We start from the raw sequence: 15781 nt of genomic DNA on the forward strand, positions 1-15781 counted from the left end.
TCTGGCGAAGCCAGGAGCAAGCCCTGCAGTCCGCCTGAAACAAGATCACCGGACTCTACGAAACTCGGGACAGCTCATTCCCGTTGCAGTGGGCGGCGGTGGTCAGCATGTTCACCCCCTTGTAGTCCTTGACGCCGAAGCCACTGGAGCAGATACCGCCGGTGGGATTCTTCAGCCCGGAACGTCCGGTCCAGGGGGCGGCGTCATGCTGCCTGTTGAGCCCCCCACCCTGGGGCTTGCTGGGGCAGCACGCCTGGTCGGGGTCGTGGGGGTTGTGGCATCTGCGGGCGGAGCCTTGTAACTCGCGGCGGTGTTGATGCCCGTCAGTCGGTCGGTGAGGGCCTTGACCTCGCGCGAACGGTCCTTGCGGGCAGCTGGCGCGAGGTGATCCCTTGGGGCGGCCGTACCCGGACCGGAGGCATCGGCATAAGTGATGTCGAGGGCACTTCCATCCACGGCCCCGCCGAGACTGGTGATGCGGATGGGGGTCGATACGCCAGCCACGCGCAGATTCACGGGCTTCCCGACGCGCAGGAGCTTGTTGCGTGCCGCGTGCAGATCGGCCTTGGAGTAGCGGGCCGGAAGGACCGAAGCGGTCACGCCCTTGGGCAGGTGAGCAAGGATGCGCTGCACAGCTGCGGCGGGGAGCCCTTCCAGTGCAGGCGCAGGCTGTTGTGGTCGGGGTCGACTTCGATCTCGGTGAAGCCGGGAATCCTGGCCCGGTCCGATTCGGAGAGCCCTTCAGTGATCTGCCCGGCGATCTTGTCGAGCACTTCCTGCTTCTTCTCGATCGCGATGATGCGCGGATCCGTGACAGGGCGGCCCTTCCCGGCGACGGCTACCGCCTTTGCCGCCGCGCTGGCGGGCGCTTGGGGCGACGCGCCCGCGGCGGGGGAAGCGATGAAGGGGAGGGAGAGGACCAGCGCCGCGACGGGGATGGCTGTCACTGCCCGACTGCGGCTTCTGCCAGTGTCCTTCACAAGACCTCATTTCCTCAGTTGCGCAGTTGTAGTGATCGCGCTAGTTCGGTTGTGATCTTGGAAGCAAGGTGAAATTGAGGCAGGTGCGGTGTAGATCGTCTGACGGAGCCGGACGGTTCGCTGGTTCCAGCTCGTTGGGGCGGGGCTGCCATCTACGATCCGGTGCGTGGATCCCGAGCTGCTGGAACGGATCGCCGCGCGGCGCACGGAACTGGATGAACTCGAAGAACGGTTGGCCAAGCAGCTGGCAGAGGTGCGGGCTGAGCGGGACGAACTCGCTGTCGCCGAGCGTGTCCTTGAGCGGGTGAGCGAACAGCTTGCCGATGAACGAGCCTCGGTCGCCCCGTCGCCGGGGAATGTGGGCGGCCGGGCGGTGATGCTGATCCCGCACCGCACGCCGGGCATGGAGGAGACCCTGCTCCCGCTGGACTACCAGCGCATCCTCGCTGCCGTGCGGCAGGCCGCCGGACCAGTCATGGCCCGCCAAGTCGGCGAGATACTGGGAGTCGACGTCACCTTGCGGGCCAAGCCGGAGCCGCTGCGCGGCAGGTTGGTCAGACTCGTCGACCGCGGCTGGCTGCGCAAACTGCCCGACGGCCGCTTCGCCACCCGCCTGTGACCGAGTGGTGTGCATCGTGAAGTAACAGGTCACGGGCCTGGTGTGTGTCGGCTCCGGGGGTACTCATGCTGGTGAGGGGCGGGTGACTTCGGTGGAGATCGTCGGTCAGCGGGCGACTTCCCCGTTTGTAAGGACGAGCAGGCGTGGGCGGTCCTCCCTCATCGTTGCCCACTGCCGCGGCGCCGCCTAAATCCGCTGGCGGCCATCGCCTCGTCCTGCGACAGTGCGGGAATGGAGTGGAGAGCCGTTTGCGTGGCGGACGTCGACGCCCTCGCCGAACTGCTCGGCCGGGGCGAGGAAGCGACGGTCGGTCGCCGCGAGTCCGGCCCCGCCGAGGCGCGCAGCATGCTGGCCGCCCCCGGCCTGGACCTGCCCTCCCGCACGTGGACCGCGTCGGGCCCCGACGGCGGCCTGCTCGGCTTCGCCGCCCTCCATCCCGCGCCTCAGCCGGGCGAGCTGCGTGCCCAGTTGGTCGTCGCCCCGTCCCCGGATGCACCTGCCGTCACCGCGACGCTCCTGGACCGCCTCGACGTCTGGGCCGCCCACGACCTCCCGACCCCTGACACGCCGGTGACGCTGTATCAGCTTCCTGGCTGCTTGCCCCACGACCAACTCCTCAGCCGCGGCTGGACCGTCGTGGACAGCAGCAGCCGCCTCACCGTCGACCTGGACGCCATCCGCCTCCCCGAGCACCCCGCGCCCGCGGTGCGCGCGGCCCGGAACGAGACCGACCTCCGCACCGTCCACTCCGTGCTGAACGAGGCCTTCACCGACGACCCGGAGCACCCCCACCCGGACTTCGACGCCTTCCACCACGCCCAGCGCCGACGCGAGGGCTACCACCCCGACTTGTGGCTCCTCGCCGAACTCGACAGCGTCCCCGCCGGCGCCCTCATCGCCCGCGACCCCGTCGACCGCGCCTGGATCGCCTGGTTCGGCGTCCACCCCGCCCACCGCCGCCACGGCCTCGGCGCCCAACTCCTCACCACCGCATTCAGCCTCCTCCGCGCCCGCGGCCACCGCACGGTCGGCGTCGACGTGGACACCCACAACACCGGCGCCATGCAGGCCTACACCTCCGCCGGCATGACCCTTCTCGGCGCGGCCGACCAGTGGCGCAGGACCTACGTCTGAACCCGGCGCCTGCCCTGCGTCAGGCAAGGGCGACGCCGCCGGTGGTAGGCCCAGGCGAGAGCCAGAACGATCGGTGGTGATCGCCGGTCAGCGGGCGACTTCCCGGTTCGTCAGGACGAGCAGGGCCCGCACCAGCGCGGTCGCCCACCTCGGGTGGGTGCGGACCGTGCCGAGCACGCGCCAGTTCTTCAGGTGCGCGAAGCCGTGCTCGACCGGGGCCCGTACCGCGGCCAGCGCCTTGTTAGACAGCTTCTGGCCCCTGGTCAGGGGCCGGTTGTGGGCCGCCTTGTAGCCGGTGATCACCGCCAGGTCCGTGTCCGGGCCGCTGTCGTCGAGGCCGACGAAGCCCAGGTCGGCGATCGCGCCGAGGCCGGCCGCGCGCAGGTGGGCGGTCAGTTTGTCGTGGCGGCAGGCGGTGATCTCCGAGGTGCGTCCGGGCCGGACCGCGCTCACCCAGACCAGGCGGCCCTTGTCGTCGGTGAGCGCGATCACGAGCAGGCCGTGGCACTTGAGCTTGCCGGAGTAGTTCTTCCGGTTCTCGGTCCCGGTGCGGCGGTGGGTACCAGATCAACCGGCTAGAACGAGACCTCGGTCAGCCCCTGCTCAAACGAGCTGAACGCGGCACCGCCATGAAGCTGACCCCCTTCGGAGAACGCGTCGTCACGGCAGCCCGGAAGATTCCGGCTGAGACGGACCTGCTGCACGGCGCTAGAGTCCGACAGCGGAGGAGGGAAGATGGCGCTGAACAAGAAGGGTTCCCGGCGCATAACCGTTGACGGGATCGAGTACCGCTGGCGGATCCGCAGGAAGCCCTCCTACATGCAGGGACTTTGCTGGACACCGATGACCTACGCGGTCGAAGCGGCCAGCGGCAGCCAGCCGGGCACGATTTTGATCGTCACCAGCGGCCAGGCCCATCCCAGTAACTGGGTGGGCGTCGAGACGGAGCCCGTTCGTCCAGCTCACGTTGCTGCCAGCATTCGAGAGGCACGGGATCAAGGCTGGGATCCAACCCGGGTCGGTTCTCCTTTCCGGCTCGACCGATCAGCAGGATTCATCGCTCAACCATGAGACAAAGTGGAGTAGCGCGGCGCATCTGGCCCGGCATCATGGCCTGGTGACCACATGGATGCGCTGTTACTGGGATGAGGAAGACACCTGGTTCTACTTCGAGGTCGACTCTGAAGGCCGGGTGATCCGGCAGGTCGAACTCAAAGGGCCTGAGCTGTCCCCGATCGCAGCTGCCTCCCTCGCCGAGTGGCAGCGGGCCCGCGACGTCGGCCGCCTGGATGAGTACGACAGCAGGTTCGGGATCACCGCCGAGCTGCCCGTCTCGGAATGGGAAGGCCACGACCCGGAACAACTCACCTCCGAGGAGTTCGAGGAAGTCTGGAGTCGTGCTCGTCAGCAGATCGCATCTCAGCCCAGCTGACCTCTCGGCGCCGCAGAGGCTTCTTGGCATCATCGCGCCATGACCTCTACCCTTCCCCGCACCGTCCGAGCCGTCGACACTGCTCAGCTCCTGGACTTGGCCCAGGAGGCCGCCATGCGCAGCTTCAGCCAGCGGTTCCCGGTCGACTGGCTCCGAGAGCACCTCGCCGCGGAGGCGACGCACTACCTGTTCCCGACGCTCGTGCAGCGGCTCACGCATCGTCCCGAGACGCCGCTGCAGTGGAGGTGCCAGCAGCTGCTGACCGTCAGCACCGGCGAACAGATCTGGGGTCTGCTCGACGTCCTCCCCGACACCTTCGACAAGATTCCGGAGACCTTGGACACGGCGTCCAAGAAGGACATCTTCAGCCGCATCGAGCGAGCAGTGAAGGTGCGTGAGTGGGTGGAACGGATGGCTGCCGATGCAGGTTCGTGAAGCCCCGGGCAGCGTTGCAGCCTGCTGGACGGCCTGAGGAAATGACACCGATCTGAGACAGCCGCCTGCCGACACGTCGTGAGACTGAAGGGAAACGTCCAGGTCACAGCGTCGGCACCTGACACCGAAAGTGAGAACCTACAGCTCCTATTGCGTCTCAAGTTTGGTGTCGGAATCTCACGTCTGGTGCCGGATGGCAGTCGGATCCGACCTGGCGCTGAGACGTGCAGCCGCGCCGGGAACAGCGGGTCCGGCCGGCACTGTTGCATCGACCGAGGGACCGGCGCTGCACGGGCGGGGAACTTGGAGACGACAAGGTCGAATGCCCCGACAGGATCCGGGCCCCGGGATCGCGGTACGCCCGCCGCGCACTCGGACCAAGACGTATTTCTGCAGGAGGACTTCTTGATGACTGATCGGCCCTTGACGCTCATGGCGGTGCACGCTCACCCCGACGACGAGGCCACCGGAACCGGAGGGGTTCTCGCGCGGTACGCGGCGGAGGGCATCCGCACGGTTCTCGTGACGTGTACCGACGGCGGTTGCGGTGACGGACCGGGGGGTGTCAAGCCGGGCGATCCCGGGCACGATCCGGCGGCCGTCGCATTGATGCGCCGTCAAGAACTCAAGGCGAGCTGTGACGTCCTGAAGGTCAGCGAGCTGGAGATGCTGGACTATGCCGACTCCGGGATGGCGGGCTGGCCGAGCAACGACGCCCCCGGATCCTTCTGGCAGACCCCCGTGGAGGAAGGCGCGGCCCGACTGGCAGAACTCATGCGGCACTACCGACCTGATGTGGTCGTCACCTACGACGAGAACGGCTTCTATGGCCACCCCGACCACATCCAGGCCCACCGCATCACGATGGCGGCGCTGGAGATGACCGCGCTGACACCGAAGGTGTACTGGACCACGATGCCCCGCTCGATGATGCAGCGGTTTGGCGAGATCATGCGCGAGTTTCATCCGGACATGCCGGAGCCGGATCCTGCCGAGGCCGCCGCGATGGCCGAGATTGGCCTTCCCGACGATGAGATCACCACGTGGGTGGACACCACCGCGTTTAGCGGCCAGAAGTTCGACGCGCTGGCCGCGCACGCCAGCCAGGGCGAGAACATCTTCTTCCTCAGGATGGGCATGGAGAGGTTCGGCGAGTTGATGGGCATGGAGACCTTCGTACGTGTCCAGGACGCCACCGGCGAGGCCGTACCCGAGAACGATCTCTTCGCCGGACTGCGCTGATCCACTCATCCGGGGCGGAGCCCTGGAGCGCTCATCAGCCGCACGGCACGATCGAGTGCGTCACACACCTGGAGACTTACCCACGCGGGTTCCGCTCCTGCAGCCCGCGACCAGGCCGGTAGGCCCTCGCCGACGGCGTCGACGCGTGCCCGCACTGCCGACTCGGAAGGCGTGCGACAGGCAGGTCACAAGCCCGGCGGTCTGCTCCGATCAAGATAGACCGCAGTGGCGCCGGGCCTGCGGCAGCTACGCGATCCGTACAGCGACGACGAGACCGGCAACGACGAGGACGGGTAGCCGCGGGCCCCTTTGACTTGTATGGGGCCGGTGCGAATGCGGGAAGGCCGTGGTTCTCTGGACGACGCGGGGCATGCCCGTCCCGGTGCGGGACGGGCACGGCCCAGTCGGTGATGACAACGATGCGGACCGCCCGCTGTAGGGCTTCGCCACGGCTGCCTACTTGAATTCCACCCGTCCGGCCGGGGCGGCCCCAGTCGTGAGCGCCTCGCACGCCGCCTGCCAGGCGTGGTCGTCGGGCTGGAACTGGGTGCGCAGGTAGGCCGAGGTGAGGCGCGCGAGGGCGGCGACCCGCTCGGGGCTCTCGTCGGTGGTCTCGTCGGCGTCGTATCCGGAGATGCCGCCGAGCAGGTGCTCGGCGCCGAAGAGGGTGAGCAGGGTCTTGGGTGCCGGGGCCAGACGGTAGGGGTCGGTGTGCCAGTCGGGGCCGACGTCGGTGAAGTGCTTGGAGTCGTCCTGGTCGCCAGCGACGACCAGGGTGGGCGTGGCCATCGTGGAGAAGTCGGTGGAGTTGAAGAACGGCACCATCTCGGCCATCGGTCCGTTGAGGATGTCGCCGCCCCTGCCCGGTGCGGCCAGCAGCACGCCCGCCTTGATCCGGGGCTCGGTCAGGTTCACTTCCTCCCCGGTGTCGGGGTCGGCGCTGCGGGCGCCCAGCAGGAGGCTGGCGGTGTGGCCGCCGAGGGAGTGCCCGGCGACCGTGATCTTGTCGTGGTCGATGCGCCCGGCGAGCTGCGGCACGGTCTTCTCGATCTCGTCGAGCCGGTCGAGGACGTGGCTCATGTCCTCGGCACGGGAGCGCCAGAAGAAGGGGGCTCCGGGGGTGTCGGCGAGCTGACGGCTCAGTGTGCGGGAGCTGAGGTGGGTGGGCTGGATGACGACGAACCCGGCTGCCGCCCAGAGATTGGCGATGGGCGCGTACCCGTTCAGCGAGGACAGGTTGTTGGAGCCGCCGTGGCCGTGGGACAGCAGGATGACGGGCAGGCCGGTCCCGGTGGCGGGCGCGGAGACACGGACCTGGAGGTCCACGGGCCGTCCGGGCACGGACAGGACCACGGGGCTGTACGACAGGACGGGAGCGGGCGAGCCGAAGGCGGCGGCGGTGTCGGTTGATGCAGTCATGGCGGGGGGCCCTTCTGGAGCCTGCGCCGTTGCCGGCACCAAGCCGGGCGGTGGCAGGCGAGTGGTCAGGCGTGTCCGACCTCAGCTAACCTGAAACGGAACGTTGCTCCCTTTATTATTCGGAGCGATGTTCCGCTTTGTCAAACGGTGATGGAAAGGAAGCCTCGTGTCCACCGAGAGCCCAACCGGGAAGGCGTCGGCCCGAACCAAGCGGGCCGACGCGGTACGCAACCAGCAGACGCTGCTCAGCGCCGCCGCCGAGGTCTTCGTCACCTCGGGCGTCGACGCGCCGATCCGCCAGATCGCGGCCAAAGCGGGCGTCGGGATGGGGACGATCTACCGCCACTTCCCGACCCGGGCGGATCTGGTCACCGCCGTCTACCGTCACCAGATCGAGGCATGCGCCGAGGCAGGCTCAAGCCTGCTGGCCGACGCCGACTCTCCGTTCGAGGCGCTCCGCCAGTGGATCGACCTCTTCGTCGACTTCCTGGTCACCAAGCACGGACTCGCCGACGCCCTGCAGTCGGACAGCAGCCGCTTCGCCGCGCTGCACACCTACTTCCTCGACCGCCTGGAACCCGTGTGCGCGCAGCTGCTCGGCGCCGCGGTCGACGCCGGCGACATCCGGCCCGGCACGCAGCCCTACGAGCTGATGCGCGGCATCGGCAACCTGTGCATCGGACGCGACAGCGACCCGCGCTACGACCCCCGCCGATTGATCGAACTGCTCCTCCAGGGACTCCGGCAACCCCAGCCTGCCTGACGGAACGAACCGGTGAACCCCTGGAGGGCAACGCTCTCACAAACGACGGCGCCCTCAAGTGATCAACGCACCACCCACGGGATGATCATGTGATCGTGGAGGCGCAGGTGCGTGACTACGGGTTTTCGCCAGCTCAGTAGGACGAGATATGGAGACGCTGGCGCGATGGTCAGTCGTTCAGCTTGATCGGGCGGGCACTCGGGGCGCCAATGCAGCACGTCCGTCGCTTCCTGTACCAGAGCGGCGGGGTCCGCCTTACCCCGCAAACGCGGTCAGAGCGGCATCTGAGTGGCAGCGAGCGCGAGGAGATATCCCGCGGCATCGCCGCCGGGGAATCGGCCCGGCATCTGGCCAAGCGGCTGGGCCGATCCCCTTCGACCGTCTCCCGCGAGAGCCGCCTCGGCCGATGCGGCCGCCTACGCGCGTGGGCGGCCGGCCCAAGCAGGCCAAGCTCGCCCAACGGCCTGCTCTACGCGCCCTGGTGGAAGCCAAGCTGGCCCTGTGCTGGTCACCCGAGCAGATCGCAGGATGGCTGCGACGGCAGTTCCCTGGTGACGCCTCCATGCAGATCTCGCACGAGGCGATCTACCTGTCGCTATACGACCCTCGCCGGCGCCAGGCGATCGACCGCGGCCTCACCCAGCGGCTGCGGTCAGGCAGGCCCATGCGCCGTCCGAAGATCACCCGCCGGCCCACCGGGCGGGGCATCATCCGCGGCATGGTGTCCATCACCGCCCGCCCCGCCGAGGTCGAGGACCGCAAGGTTCCCGGCCACTGGGAGGGCGACCTCGTGATGGGCACCCGGCCCTCGGCCGTCGCCACGACGGTCGAGCGCACCAGCCGCTACACGGCCATCGTCGCGCTGCCCGACGGCTGTTGGCTGCTGTTCAAAATCGTGACGGGTTTGCCACTCACGATGGTGATGTTCGGGGATGAAGAGAGCCCGCTGGTGGGGTTCCAGCGGGCTGTTTGATGTTCATCGTGTCACTGGGAAGTTGACGGTGCCTAGGATGGGCGCGGTCGTCATTCGGCGGTGACCTCGGCGACGGCGGCTCTGGCACCGGTCTCGTCGACGATCGGCTTGCCCTCGGCGTAGGCGGACGGCAGGGCCTGGACGGCGAGATTGTTGACAGCGCGGGGATAGCCGCGGGCGGTGTTGTGGATCAGCGTGATCGCGTCGTCGGAGAAGAGGGTGTCGGTCCGGCCGGCGAGCGCGAGGTGGTGGACCAGGTAGGAGGCGGTCTCCTCGCCGTTCATCGACGGCATGTTGTAGCGGACCTGGATCCGCTGGTCCAGAGCCGCCAGAACGCCGAGCTTGATCTTATGCCGCAAAGTCGGCTGGCCGATCAGCAGGCAAGCCAGAGGGCTGTTGGAGTCCATCTCGTCGTTGGTCAGCATCCGGATCGCCTCCAACTGCTCGTGGTCCAGGAGGTGGGCCTCCTCGATGATCAGGATGGGGACGCGTCCGCGCTCGTTGTTCTCGGTGGCCAGCAGGTCGGTGGCCTGCGGAATCAGCGTCGACTCGTGGTCGGGGGACGCCGCCGAGCGAGGTGACGATCGCGTGGTGGATGCCAGCGACGCCGACCGCGGGATTGGCCAGGTAGATGACCTTGTGACGGGGGTGGTCCAGCTGCGCGAGCGACGCCCGAACCGCGACGGTCTTGCCCGCGCCGACCTCGCCGGTGATCACTCCGAGGGCGCGTTCGCCGATGCACCAGGTGATCCGGGCGACGGCCTGTGCGTGGGCAGAGTGCCGGTGCAGCATCGAGGGCGCCAGGTCCTTGCCGAACGGCATGCGCGTGAAGCCCCAGTGCGCGGTCAGTTTGTCAATCAATGTCCGTCTATCCTCTCCAAGTAGGCGACTGCGCAGTCCAGTTCGCCGCGTCCTGCTCCGCCCGGCAGTAGAAGCGGGCCCGAGAGTCGCAGGCCCGGTGCGGCTGCGATCGCAGCCAAGTAGCGTGTGCGCTCATGAACGACCATCCGAAGACCGGCTTGGGTGACGTGCTCGCCCACGTAATGAACTGCGACCACGAGGGCGAGGAGCCCGACCTCAGCGGCGGTCGACGAGTCGAATACGTCGTGACCGGGATCCGCGGAGCGCTCGTCGACGCCCATGCCGTCGACGACCCGACGAACAAGTACGTGAGCTCGGCCGCCGTTCTCTCGCAGAACCTCAAGACCGAGGTCGGTTCGCTGCTCGGGCGCCACTTCAGTTGCCGTGTCGTGCCCGGCAACCCCGGCACCTTCTTCGTCGATTTCCAGCCGACCCCAGAACCAGGCGCCCAGGCGTCCGCGTGACCGGCTCGTGGGACAGGCCCTTCGTGGACCTGATTACCGCTGGTCACGAGCTTTCCTCGCTCAGGTCGACAGCCGGGGTCGGCTGGTCCTGTCCCGGCAGGAAGACCTTGTAGTTGATCCGCCGGCCGAGCTCCTTCGTGCCCTCGGTGTCGAACAGCCGCAGGTAGTCGATCCCGGTCGGCGCGGGCGGGGCCGCGGCGGGGGTCTCGGGCTTCGCTTTGGGGTGCGCGTGGCGGGTGATCTGGTGCGGGATCGCCTTGCCGAACGAGCGGCCGCCGAAGCGGACGTCGATGTCGGTCAGGTCGAAGGGGTCGAAGACCAGCTCGACCTGCCGCCCGACCAGTGACGCGTCGACGTTGTAGGTGTTGGACTGGAGCGAGACCGTGGCGGTCTTGGCCTTCTCCGTGTCGACCTCGACCAGGAACTGTTCCCGGACTGTTCGAAAGAAGCGCTCCACCTTCCCGCGGCCCTGCGGCCGTCCCGGGGTGGAGTGGATGAGCTTGATCCCGAGCCTCGCGCATGCTCTGAGTAGGGCGGAATCCACGAACGCGCTCCCGTTGTCGACGTAGCCGCCTCCGGGGACGCCGCGGGCGGCCAGCGCCGGCCGAAGCGCCGCGGCCAGGCGAACGCTGTCCTCCGCGCCGCCCCAGCGATGGCCGACCACCGCCCGGCTGTGGTCGTCGACGAACGCGAAAAGGTAGGCCTTGTGGCCTGCGATCTTCGGCCCGTGCAGGGCGTCCCCGACCCAGAGCTCGTTCGGCCGCGTGGCCTCGAACCGGCCGAACGCCTCCGGCGGCTGCCCGTCCGGGCGGGTCAGCAGCTCCAGCCGCTGCAGGTGCCGGTGGACGGTGCGGTAAGACGGGCCCCCAAGGTGCTGCTGCAGGATCCGCACCACCTGCGCGGTCGACCGCGACGGGTTCTCCCGCTTCAAGGCCGCGGCCAGGTCGAGGACCTCCTCCGGCGTGCGCGGGGCGACCTGGCGGGTCGGCGGCAGCAGCGCATCGAAGCCGCCCTCGCGCCAGAGCTTGAGCCAGCGGTCCACCGTCCCGCGTGTGATCTTGACCGGCTTCCCGAACGGATCCGTGTGCCTTTCGCGGCGATCGCGCGGACCATCGCCCCGCGCTGCCGCGGACTCAGGGCAGCGTCGGCCGCCTCGCGGATCAACTGATAACGGAACAACGCGACTTGATGAGCCCGCTCGGCCCGCCGTCGCTCCTCCTCATCGACCAACGCCATCCGAAGCCCTCCCAGGACGGTTGCGGACATGCCAGCCGCCAGAATGGAACCGGCCCCACCGCTCCCGCCAGGGTGAGCTCGTGTTGATCGTCTACGTGGTCAGGCCGGCGGCCAGCCCGGCGCCGGCAGCCGCCCGTGGCAGGCCGCCGACACCAGCAACCAGGTAGGCACCTTCAACATCCCCGACCTCGCCCTGACCGCGAAGGCGAACCCGGTCACCGCGCAGACCGCGTCGGCGACCGCCGACCCCGCCGGCGCCGGCAACACCTGGGCAGGATCGTCGGCCAGCGCGACCAGCCACGCGGTAAACACCTCCGTCGCGCGGCCAGCCCGGCGTGACCAGCACCGCAGCCAGCCCCGCACCGTCGTCACCGGCCTGCCCAGCCGCTCGGCGATCCGCCGCGACCCCCAGCCGACCGCCGCCAGCTCCAGCCCGGCCCCGACGACCTCGGCCGCGTCCGCTCGTCTGACCAGGGACAAGGCCGGCAGCAGAATGTGCGTCTCCTCGCAGGAACGACACCTCGCCCGCCGCGGACGGGCGTCCACCACCCCGGCCGGCCCCCGCAGCCGACGCGACCGGCCCCAGCCCCACCGGGCCAGTACCCCACCGCAGCCCGGACACGACAACTCGCCCGCCGACAGACGCCGTTCGACAACCGAAGTTGTCACCTCTACCGTGACCAAAGCGCCCTCCGATGGCGCTCACGTGGCCCTCCCGGACGCCGGCAAACGAGCGGGAGGGCCACGATCATGCGCAGGTCATGGTCACGGTGCCGCCCAGCACCCCGAAGATCAACCCTCCAGCACCAATTCCCCACCATCACCACCATCAGTGGCACAACACCGCCCGCTCATCAGCATCCTGGGTGGCTATCTACACCGGGTCGCCGGGCGGCACCGCCCGCTCTTGGTGGCCGCCCAGCAGCCGCCCACGTGTACGGCGTCGATGTTGCTGCGGTTGAGCCCGTACTGGATCAGCCACTCCGGCTCCGGCGGTCGGCGCTCCTCGCCCTGCCGCCGTTCGCGCTCGCGGCGCTCCTCGTCGGCGATCCACCGGTCGATGAGGGCCGGCTGCCGCGCGGTCTGCTGCTCGACGACGCGGTGGGCGAACCGCAGCATGTCCAGACGCGAGGTCGGCTGGTTCACCTGTGTCCTGTGCCACCGAACCTTGAGCGTGTGCCAACGACGTTTGGGTGGCGGGGGCTTGGTCGCCAAGGGTGGTGGCCGGAGGGCTTGCGGGTGCACCGGATCCCCGCCACCCTTCAGCTCAGCTGCTCGGCCAGTCCGACGATGATGCCCTCGGGGCCCCGGACGTAGCAGAGCCGGTAGCTGTCCTCGTACTGTGCCAACTCGCCGACGAGTTCGGCGCTGTGAGTGCGCAAGCGGGCAACGGTGTCCTCGATGTCGTCGACGGCGAACATGACGCGGTGCGTGCCCAGGATGTTGTGCGGCCTGTTGCGCGGCCCGGCGCTGATCGCCGCGGGACTGCGGTACTTCGCCAGCTCAAGCCGGCTGTGGCCGTCCGGGGTCCGAAGCATCGCGATGTCGCAGCGGACGCCGTCGAGTCCGGTGCACTGGTCGGCGACGAGACCCTCGACCTCCGCCCTGCCCTCCAGCTCCATACCGAGTTCCACGAAGAACGCGATGGCGGCATCCATGTCCTCGACGACGATGCCGACGTTGTCCATCCGCTGAATCGCCATGCTGGATTCTCCTTCTTCCGCGTGCGGGCCGGTGGTAACCGCTGATGCCCCTGGGACGGAGCCGGTGGCACGTTCTCGACATCCTGCGCCACGAATCTCAGCGAGCGGCCTGCACCACTCAAATTCCGTTGGCACACGCTCAAGGTTCGGTGGCACAGGACAACCTGCCCGCTCCTCTGTGCTGTGCCGTGTGTCCGCTTGCCGAAGAATTCGAACACGCGCTCTAATCCCAGTATGCACCGTGTAGAGCACCTCACCGACACCCAGGAGCGCGTCCTGCGCTGTATCCGGCAGACGATCGCCGACCGCGGCGAGGCGCCGACGGTGCGGGAGATCGGGGACGCGGTCGGCATGCGCAGCCGGGCCAGCGTCCACTATCAACTGGTCGAGCTGGAGACGAAGCAGGCGATCGTTCGCACGCCGGGCCGGGCGAGAGGGATCCGGCTCGCATGACCAGCCCGGGCCACTACCACCTGCTGCTCGCCGCCCGTGAGCGGCCGGTGCAGCACGGCTGGTGGGGGAGTGAGGACGTCGCCCGGGACAAGTTCCGTGACTGGCTCGGCCTGTACGGGGCACCATGCCCGGCGCCCGCGTCACCCTGTCAGACGAGGACAACGGCGACGTGCTGGACGCATGGCCCGACCGGCGGTAGGCCGCGCTAACGTCCGCGGCGGGATCCTGTCGTTCAGCGGTGTTCCGTGGGGTCGGGCCCATCGTCGGGCGGAGGATTCCAGTCGTCCGGCTGACTCCACTGCTTCCGCATCTGGTCCTTGCGGGCTTCCGACGCCTCAAGCCACTGTTGTGACGTGCCCTTCGGCGGCGGGTAGGGCCAGCGGGCCCGTTCGATGCCGGTGATGCGCAGCCGGTGATCCTGCCCGGCGTACCGCATCACCAGTCGGCCGGGCGGCGGAGGGAGTGCCTTTCCGGTGCGTTTCGGGGAGCCGTTCTCGGCCAGCCACCACCTCAGCCAGCCGTAGACGGCCGAGGAGTACAGCGGCATCAGGGCCGGGACGGTTTCCTCGGCCGTGACCTTGAACTGGTAACCGTGGCGTACAGGGTCGTCCTCGGTAAGCACGGCCACCACGCATCGTTCCGGCTCGAACGCCGATGTGATCAGGACTCCGGGCAGCCGCCACATGAGCTGGTCCACCTCCAGGCCGGCCGGTCCGAGCGCCCGCATCACGACCACCGACGCCTCCTGCGTGGCCAGGATGCCGTGGTTACGGACACCGAGGCGGTCCATGGTCACCTGGCACGGGCCCGGCTGGAGGTAGACCACCCGGGTCCAGGGCTCGGCGGCACCGGCGTACGGGTCGAGGAACGCGCCGGCGGGGTGGACGGTGAGGGTCACCCGCAGGACACCGTCCGGACCGGGAGCCGACTCGGCGACGACCTCCACCGCGGAGTGCTGCCCGTACGGGAACCGGGGCTCCAGCAGTTCGTGCGGGGGCGATGTCATGGCAGGCAGCATGTCACCCAACGAGTGGCTGTGGCACGGGAGTCCGGCTCCGGACAGCCGCCAGGGCGAGTCAGTACTCCACGTCCCCGGTGACCGCGGCGGACATCACCGAGCACACCACCACCAGGCGCGACCACGCAGGCATCAGCTCGGTCCACATGTCGCGTCGCTCGGGCTGCGACTCCCACTGGTGGGCCTCGTTGAACCGCCAGACGGCGGCCTCTTCGGCGGGGACCCGAGCCGATGCTCCTCGGACGCGATGTCCTCAGCGGTGGGCTCCCGGAAAGCGGCTCCGTGTCAAGCCGCGAGGACGGCATCGGCCTGCTGCATGATCGGCTGGGCTCCCCGGACATAGAGTTCGACCAGATCGATCACGGGGGAGGCCCTCGGCAGCCGCCACAGCGGCAGCAGTACCTCCTCGATCCTGGAGACCAGCGTGACGAGCACCGCGACGTCCACCGTACGCAGCCGGTCATCCGTCCCCGGCACCCGGGGAAAGGACTGGCCGGCATCCGCCGCCTGTACCTCCTGCAGGAACGCGGCGCCGACGGCGACTTCCTCCTGGGAAGGGATCCACTCGCGCCGGTTGAGGGCTCGCGCGATTCCGTCCAGCTGCTGCGCATCGGCCGTCATCGTCATGAGGGTCAGCCTGGATTGCCGTGGCACGGCGATCGGCGCGGCCGCCCCGCGCTGTCGGCGCATGACCGGCCGGCGGTTGATTGCTCCGGTCGCCGGGAGCGCGCTGACTTCGCCTCTGTCTACTCGGCTGGATCCTGCCCGGCATGCCGGACCGCTTTCTTCACGGCCTGCTCCAGCTCGTAGCGGTTCTCCCCGGAACCTTCGGCGTGCGCGGTGACGGCGGCCTGCGCGGCCTCGGCGAAGGGACGGGCCCCTCCACCATGTCGGTGCAGAGGGGGGGGCACTCGCGATGCTTCGCTGGGCGTCAGCAGTACAGGAGAGCGTCGTGGTTGTAGGTGAAGGAGGTCAGGGATCCGGCGTAGCCCGCGACGTAGTAGTCGTCGTGGCCAAGGTCCGACTCAACGACCACCGTGTGGCCGGTG

Annotated in this window: 20 protein-coding genes and 2 pseudogenes; 12 read left to right on the forward strand and 10 right to left on the reverse strand. The window is 68.8% G+C overall.

The window, feature by feature from the left end:
* Positions 1-596: 596 nt before the first annotated feature.
* Positions 597-947: a hypothetical protein gene (locus LE548_RS43825; RefSeq protein ID WP_225102627.1), complete on the reverse strand. Its 351-nt coding sequence runs from the start codon at positions 945-947 to the stop codon at positions 597-599.
* 199 nt (positions 948-1146) lie between these two features.
* On the opposite strand from LE548_RS43825, the gene LE548_RS43830 reads away from it, so the two are divergent.
* Both LE548_RS43830 and LE548_RS43835 read left to right on the forward strand, forming a co-directional pair.
* A complete protein-coding gene (locus tag LE548_RS43830) occupies positions 1147-1599 on the forward strand; it encodes a hypothetical protein (RefSeq protein ID WP_225102628.1) in 453 nt (150 codons plus the stop codon).
* 252 nt (positions 1600-1851) lie between these two features.
* Positions 1852-2733 (forward strand): N-acetyltransferase, encoded by an 882-nt coding sequence (locus LE548_RS43835; protein ID WP_225102629.1) that lies wholly within the window; start codon positions 1852-1854, stop codon positions 2731-2733.
* A gap of 87 nt (positions 2734-2820) precedes the next feature.
* On the opposite strand, the gene LE548_RS43840 is transcribed toward LE548_RS43835, so the two are convergent.
* Positions 2821-3225 carry a transposase family protein gene (locus LE548_RS43840; protein ID WP_308031167.1) on the reverse strand — a complete coding sequence of 135 codons (405 nt, stop codon included), beginning with the start codon at positions 3223-3225 and terminating at the stop codon, positions 2821-2823.
* A gap of 107 nt (positions 3226-3332) precedes the next feature.
* Here LE548_RS43840 and LE548_RS46900 point away from each other — a divergent pair, with 107 nt between their 5' ends.
* The 5 genes from LE548_RS46900 to LE548_RS43860 all read left to right on the forward strand — a co-directional run bounded on the left by LE548_RS46900 (position 3333) and on the right by LE548_RS43860 (position 5842).
* The gene (locus LE548_RS46900) at positions 3333-3509 is read left to right on the forward strand and encodes a hypothetical protein (protein ID WP_374116261.1); all 177 of its coding nucleotides are present in this window, start codon (positions 3333-3335) and stop codon (positions 3507-3509) included.
* On the forward strand, positions 3469-3804 hold the full coding sequence (locus tag LE548_RS43845; RefSeq protein WP_225102630.1) for a hypothetical protein: 336 nt from the start codon (positions 3469-3471) through the stop codon (positions 3802-3804). The genes LE548_RS46900 and LE548_RS43845 overlap by 41 nt, the downstream gene beginning before the upstream one ends.
* Positions 3805-3862: 58 nt before the next feature.
* A complete protein-coding gene (locus LE548_RS43850; RefSeq protein WP_263637275.1) occupies positions 3863-4165 on the forward strand; it encodes a hypothetical protein in 303 nt (100 codons plus the stop codon).
* 39 nt (positions 4166-4204) lie between these two features.
* Entirely contained in the window at positions 4205-4600 is a 396-nt protein-coding gene (locus LE548_RS43855; protein ID WP_225102632.1) for a hypothetical protein, read from the forward strand.
* Positions 4601-5008: 408 nt separating this feature from the next.
* On the forward strand, positions 5009-5842 hold the full coding sequence (locus LE548_RS43860; protein WP_225102633.1) for a PIG-L family deacetylase: 834 nt from the start codon (positions 5009-5011) through the stop codon (positions 5840-5842).
* Positions 5843-6298: 456 nt separating this feature from the next.
* Here the strand turns inward: LE548_RS43860 and LE548_RS43865 are convergent, their stop codons facing one another.
* Positions 6299-7261, reverse strand: a complete 963-nt coding sequence (locus tag LE548_RS43865; protein WP_225102634.1) for a chlorophyllase — start codon at positions 7259-7261, stop codon at positions 6299-6301.
* Between the two features lie 166 nt (positions 7262-7427).
* Here LE548_RS43865 and LE548_RS43870 point away from each other — a divergent pair, with 166 nt between their 5' ends.
* The 3 genes and pseudogenes from LE548_RS43870 (at position 7428) to LE548_RS43880 (ending at position 8997) form a co-directional block, all read left to right on the forward strand.
* Positions 7428-8024 carry a TetR/AcrR family transcriptional regulator gene (locus LE548_RS43870; protein WP_225102635.1) on the forward strand — a complete coding sequence of 199 codons (597 nt, stop codon included), beginning with the start codon at positions 7428-7430 and terminating at the stop codon, positions 8022-8024.
* 209 nt (positions 8025-8233) lie between these two features.
* Positions 8234-8362, forward strand: a pseudogene (locus tag LE548_RS43875) (IS30 family transposase); the annotation flags it as partial.
* Between the two features lie 86 nt (positions 8363-8448).
* The gene (locus LE548_RS43880; protein WP_225102636.1) at positions 8449-8997 is read left to right on the forward strand and encodes an IS30 family transposase; all 549 of its coding nucleotides are present in this window, start codon (positions 8449-8451) and stop codon (positions 8995-8997) included.
* A 50-nt stretch (positions 8998-9047) separates the two neighbouring features.
* On the opposite strand, the pseudogene LE548_RS46905 reads toward LE548_RS43880, so the two are convergent.
* Positions 9048-9819: pseudogene (locus LE548_RS46905) on the reverse strand (ExeA family protein).
* Positions 9820-9992: 173 nt separating this feature from the next.
* On the opposite strand from LE548_RS46905, the gene LE548_RS43895 reads away from it, so the two are divergent.
* Positions 9993-10322, forward strand: a complete 330-nt coding sequence (locus LE548_RS43895; RefSeq protein WP_225102638.1) for a hypothetical protein — start codon at positions 9993-9995, stop codon at positions 10320-10322.
* A gap of 43 nt (positions 10323-10365) precedes the next feature.
* On the opposite strand, the gene LE548_RS43900 is transcribed toward LE548_RS43895, so the two are convergent.
* The 4 genes from LE548_RS43900 to LE548_RS43915 all read right to left on the reverse strand — a co-directional run bounded on the left by LE548_RS43900 (position 10366) and on the right by LE548_RS43915 (position 13261).
* Positions 10366-11364, reverse strand: coding sequence for a DDE-type integrase/transposase/recombinase (locus LE548_RS43900; RefSeq protein ID WP_225102639.1), 999 nt, complete (start codon positions 11362-11364; stop codon positions 10366-10368).
* A gap of 293 nt (positions 11365-11657) precedes the next feature.
* Complete coding sequence (locus LE548_RS43905; RefSeq protein WP_225102640.1) at positions 11658-12038, reverse strand: helix-turn-helix domain-containing protein; 381 nt, start codon at positions 12036-12038, stop codon at positions 11658-11660.
* Positions 12039-12428: 390 nt separating this feature from the next.
* The gene (locus LE548_RS43910; protein ID WP_225102641.1) at positions 12429-12704 is read right to left on the reverse strand and encodes a hypothetical protein; all 276 of its coding nucleotides are present in this window, start codon (positions 12702-12704) and stop codon (positions 12429-12431) included.
* Between the two features lie 116 nt (positions 12705-12820).
* On the reverse strand, positions 12821-13261 hold the full coding sequence (locus LE548_RS43915) for a VOC family protein (RefSeq protein ID WP_225102642.1): 441 nt from the start codon (positions 13259-13261) through the stop codon (positions 12821-12823).
* 234 nt (positions 13262-13495) lie between these two features.
* Between LE548_RS43915 and LE548_RS43920 the strand changes: the two genes are divergently transcribed.
* The gene (locus LE548_RS43920; protein WP_225102643.1) at positions 13496-13714 is read left to right on the forward strand and encodes a hypothetical protein; all 219 of its coding nucleotides are present in this window, start codon (positions 13496-13498) and stop codon (positions 13712-13714) included.
* 232 nt (positions 13715-13946) lie between these two features.
* Here LE548_RS43920 and LE548_RS43925 read toward each other — a convergent pair whose 3' ends face one another.
* Both LE548_RS43925 and LE548_RS43930 read right to left on the reverse strand, forming a co-directional pair.
* On the reverse strand, positions 13947-14720 hold the full coding sequence (locus LE548_RS43925) for a hypothetical protein (protein WP_225102644.1): 774 nt from the start codon (positions 14718-14720) through the stop codon (positions 13947-13949).
* A 297-nt stretch (positions 14721-15017) separates the two neighbouring features.
* On the reverse strand, positions 15018-15359 hold the full coding sequence (locus LE548_RS43930) for a hypothetical protein (RefSeq protein ID WP_225102645.1): 342 nt from the start codon (positions 15357-15359) through the stop codon (positions 15018-15020).
* Positions 15360-15781 lie beyond the last annotated feature (422 nt).

Origin of the sequence: Streptomyces sp. CoH27 (assembly GCF_020181035.1) — a bacterium.
In the GTDB taxonomy this organism is placed as follows: Bacteria; Actinomycetota; Actinomycetes; order Streptomycetales; family Streptomycetaceae; genus Streptomyces; species Streptomyces camelliae.

Coding starts and splice junctions, on each gene's coding strand:
- LE548_RS43845 (WP_225102630.1), top strand. CDS start 3,469: ATGGCGCTGAACAAGAAGGGTTCCCGGCGCATAACCGTTGACGGGATC.
- LE548_RS43850 (WP_263637275.1), top strand. CDS start 3,863: ATGCGCTGTTACTGGGATGAGGAAGACACCTGGTTCTACTTCGAGGTC.
- LE548_RS43855 (WP_225102632.1), top strand. CDS start 4,205: ATGACCTCTACCCTTCCCCGCACCGTCCGAGCCGTCGACACTGCTCAG.
- LE548_RS43860 (WP_225102633.1), top strand. CDS start 5,009: ATGACTGATCGGCCCTTGACGCTCATGGCGGTGCACGCTCACCCCGAC.
- LE548_RS43865 (WP_225102634.1), bottom strand. CDS start 7,261: ATGACTGCATCAACCGACACCGCCGCCGCCTTCGGCTCGCCCGCTCCC.
- LE548_RS43895 (WP_225102638.1), top strand. CDS start 9,993: ATGAACGACCATCCGAAGACCGGCTTGGGTGACGTGCTCGCCCACGTA.
- LE548_RS43915 (WP_225102642.1), bottom strand. CDS start 13,261: ATGGCGATTCAGCGGATGGACAACGTCGGCATCGTCGTCGAGGACATG.
- LE548_RS43920 (WP_225102643.1), top strand. CDS start 13,496: ATGCACCGTGTAGAGCACCTCACCGACACCCAGGAGCGCGTCCTGCGC.
- LE548_RS43925 (WP_225102644.1), bottom strand. CDS start 14,720: ATGACATCGCCCCCGCACGAACTGCTGGAGCCCCGGTTCCCGTACGGG.
- LE548_RS43930 (WP_225102645.1), bottom strand. CDS start 15,359: ATGACGATGACGGCCGATGCGCAGCAGCTGGACGGAATCGCGCGAGCC.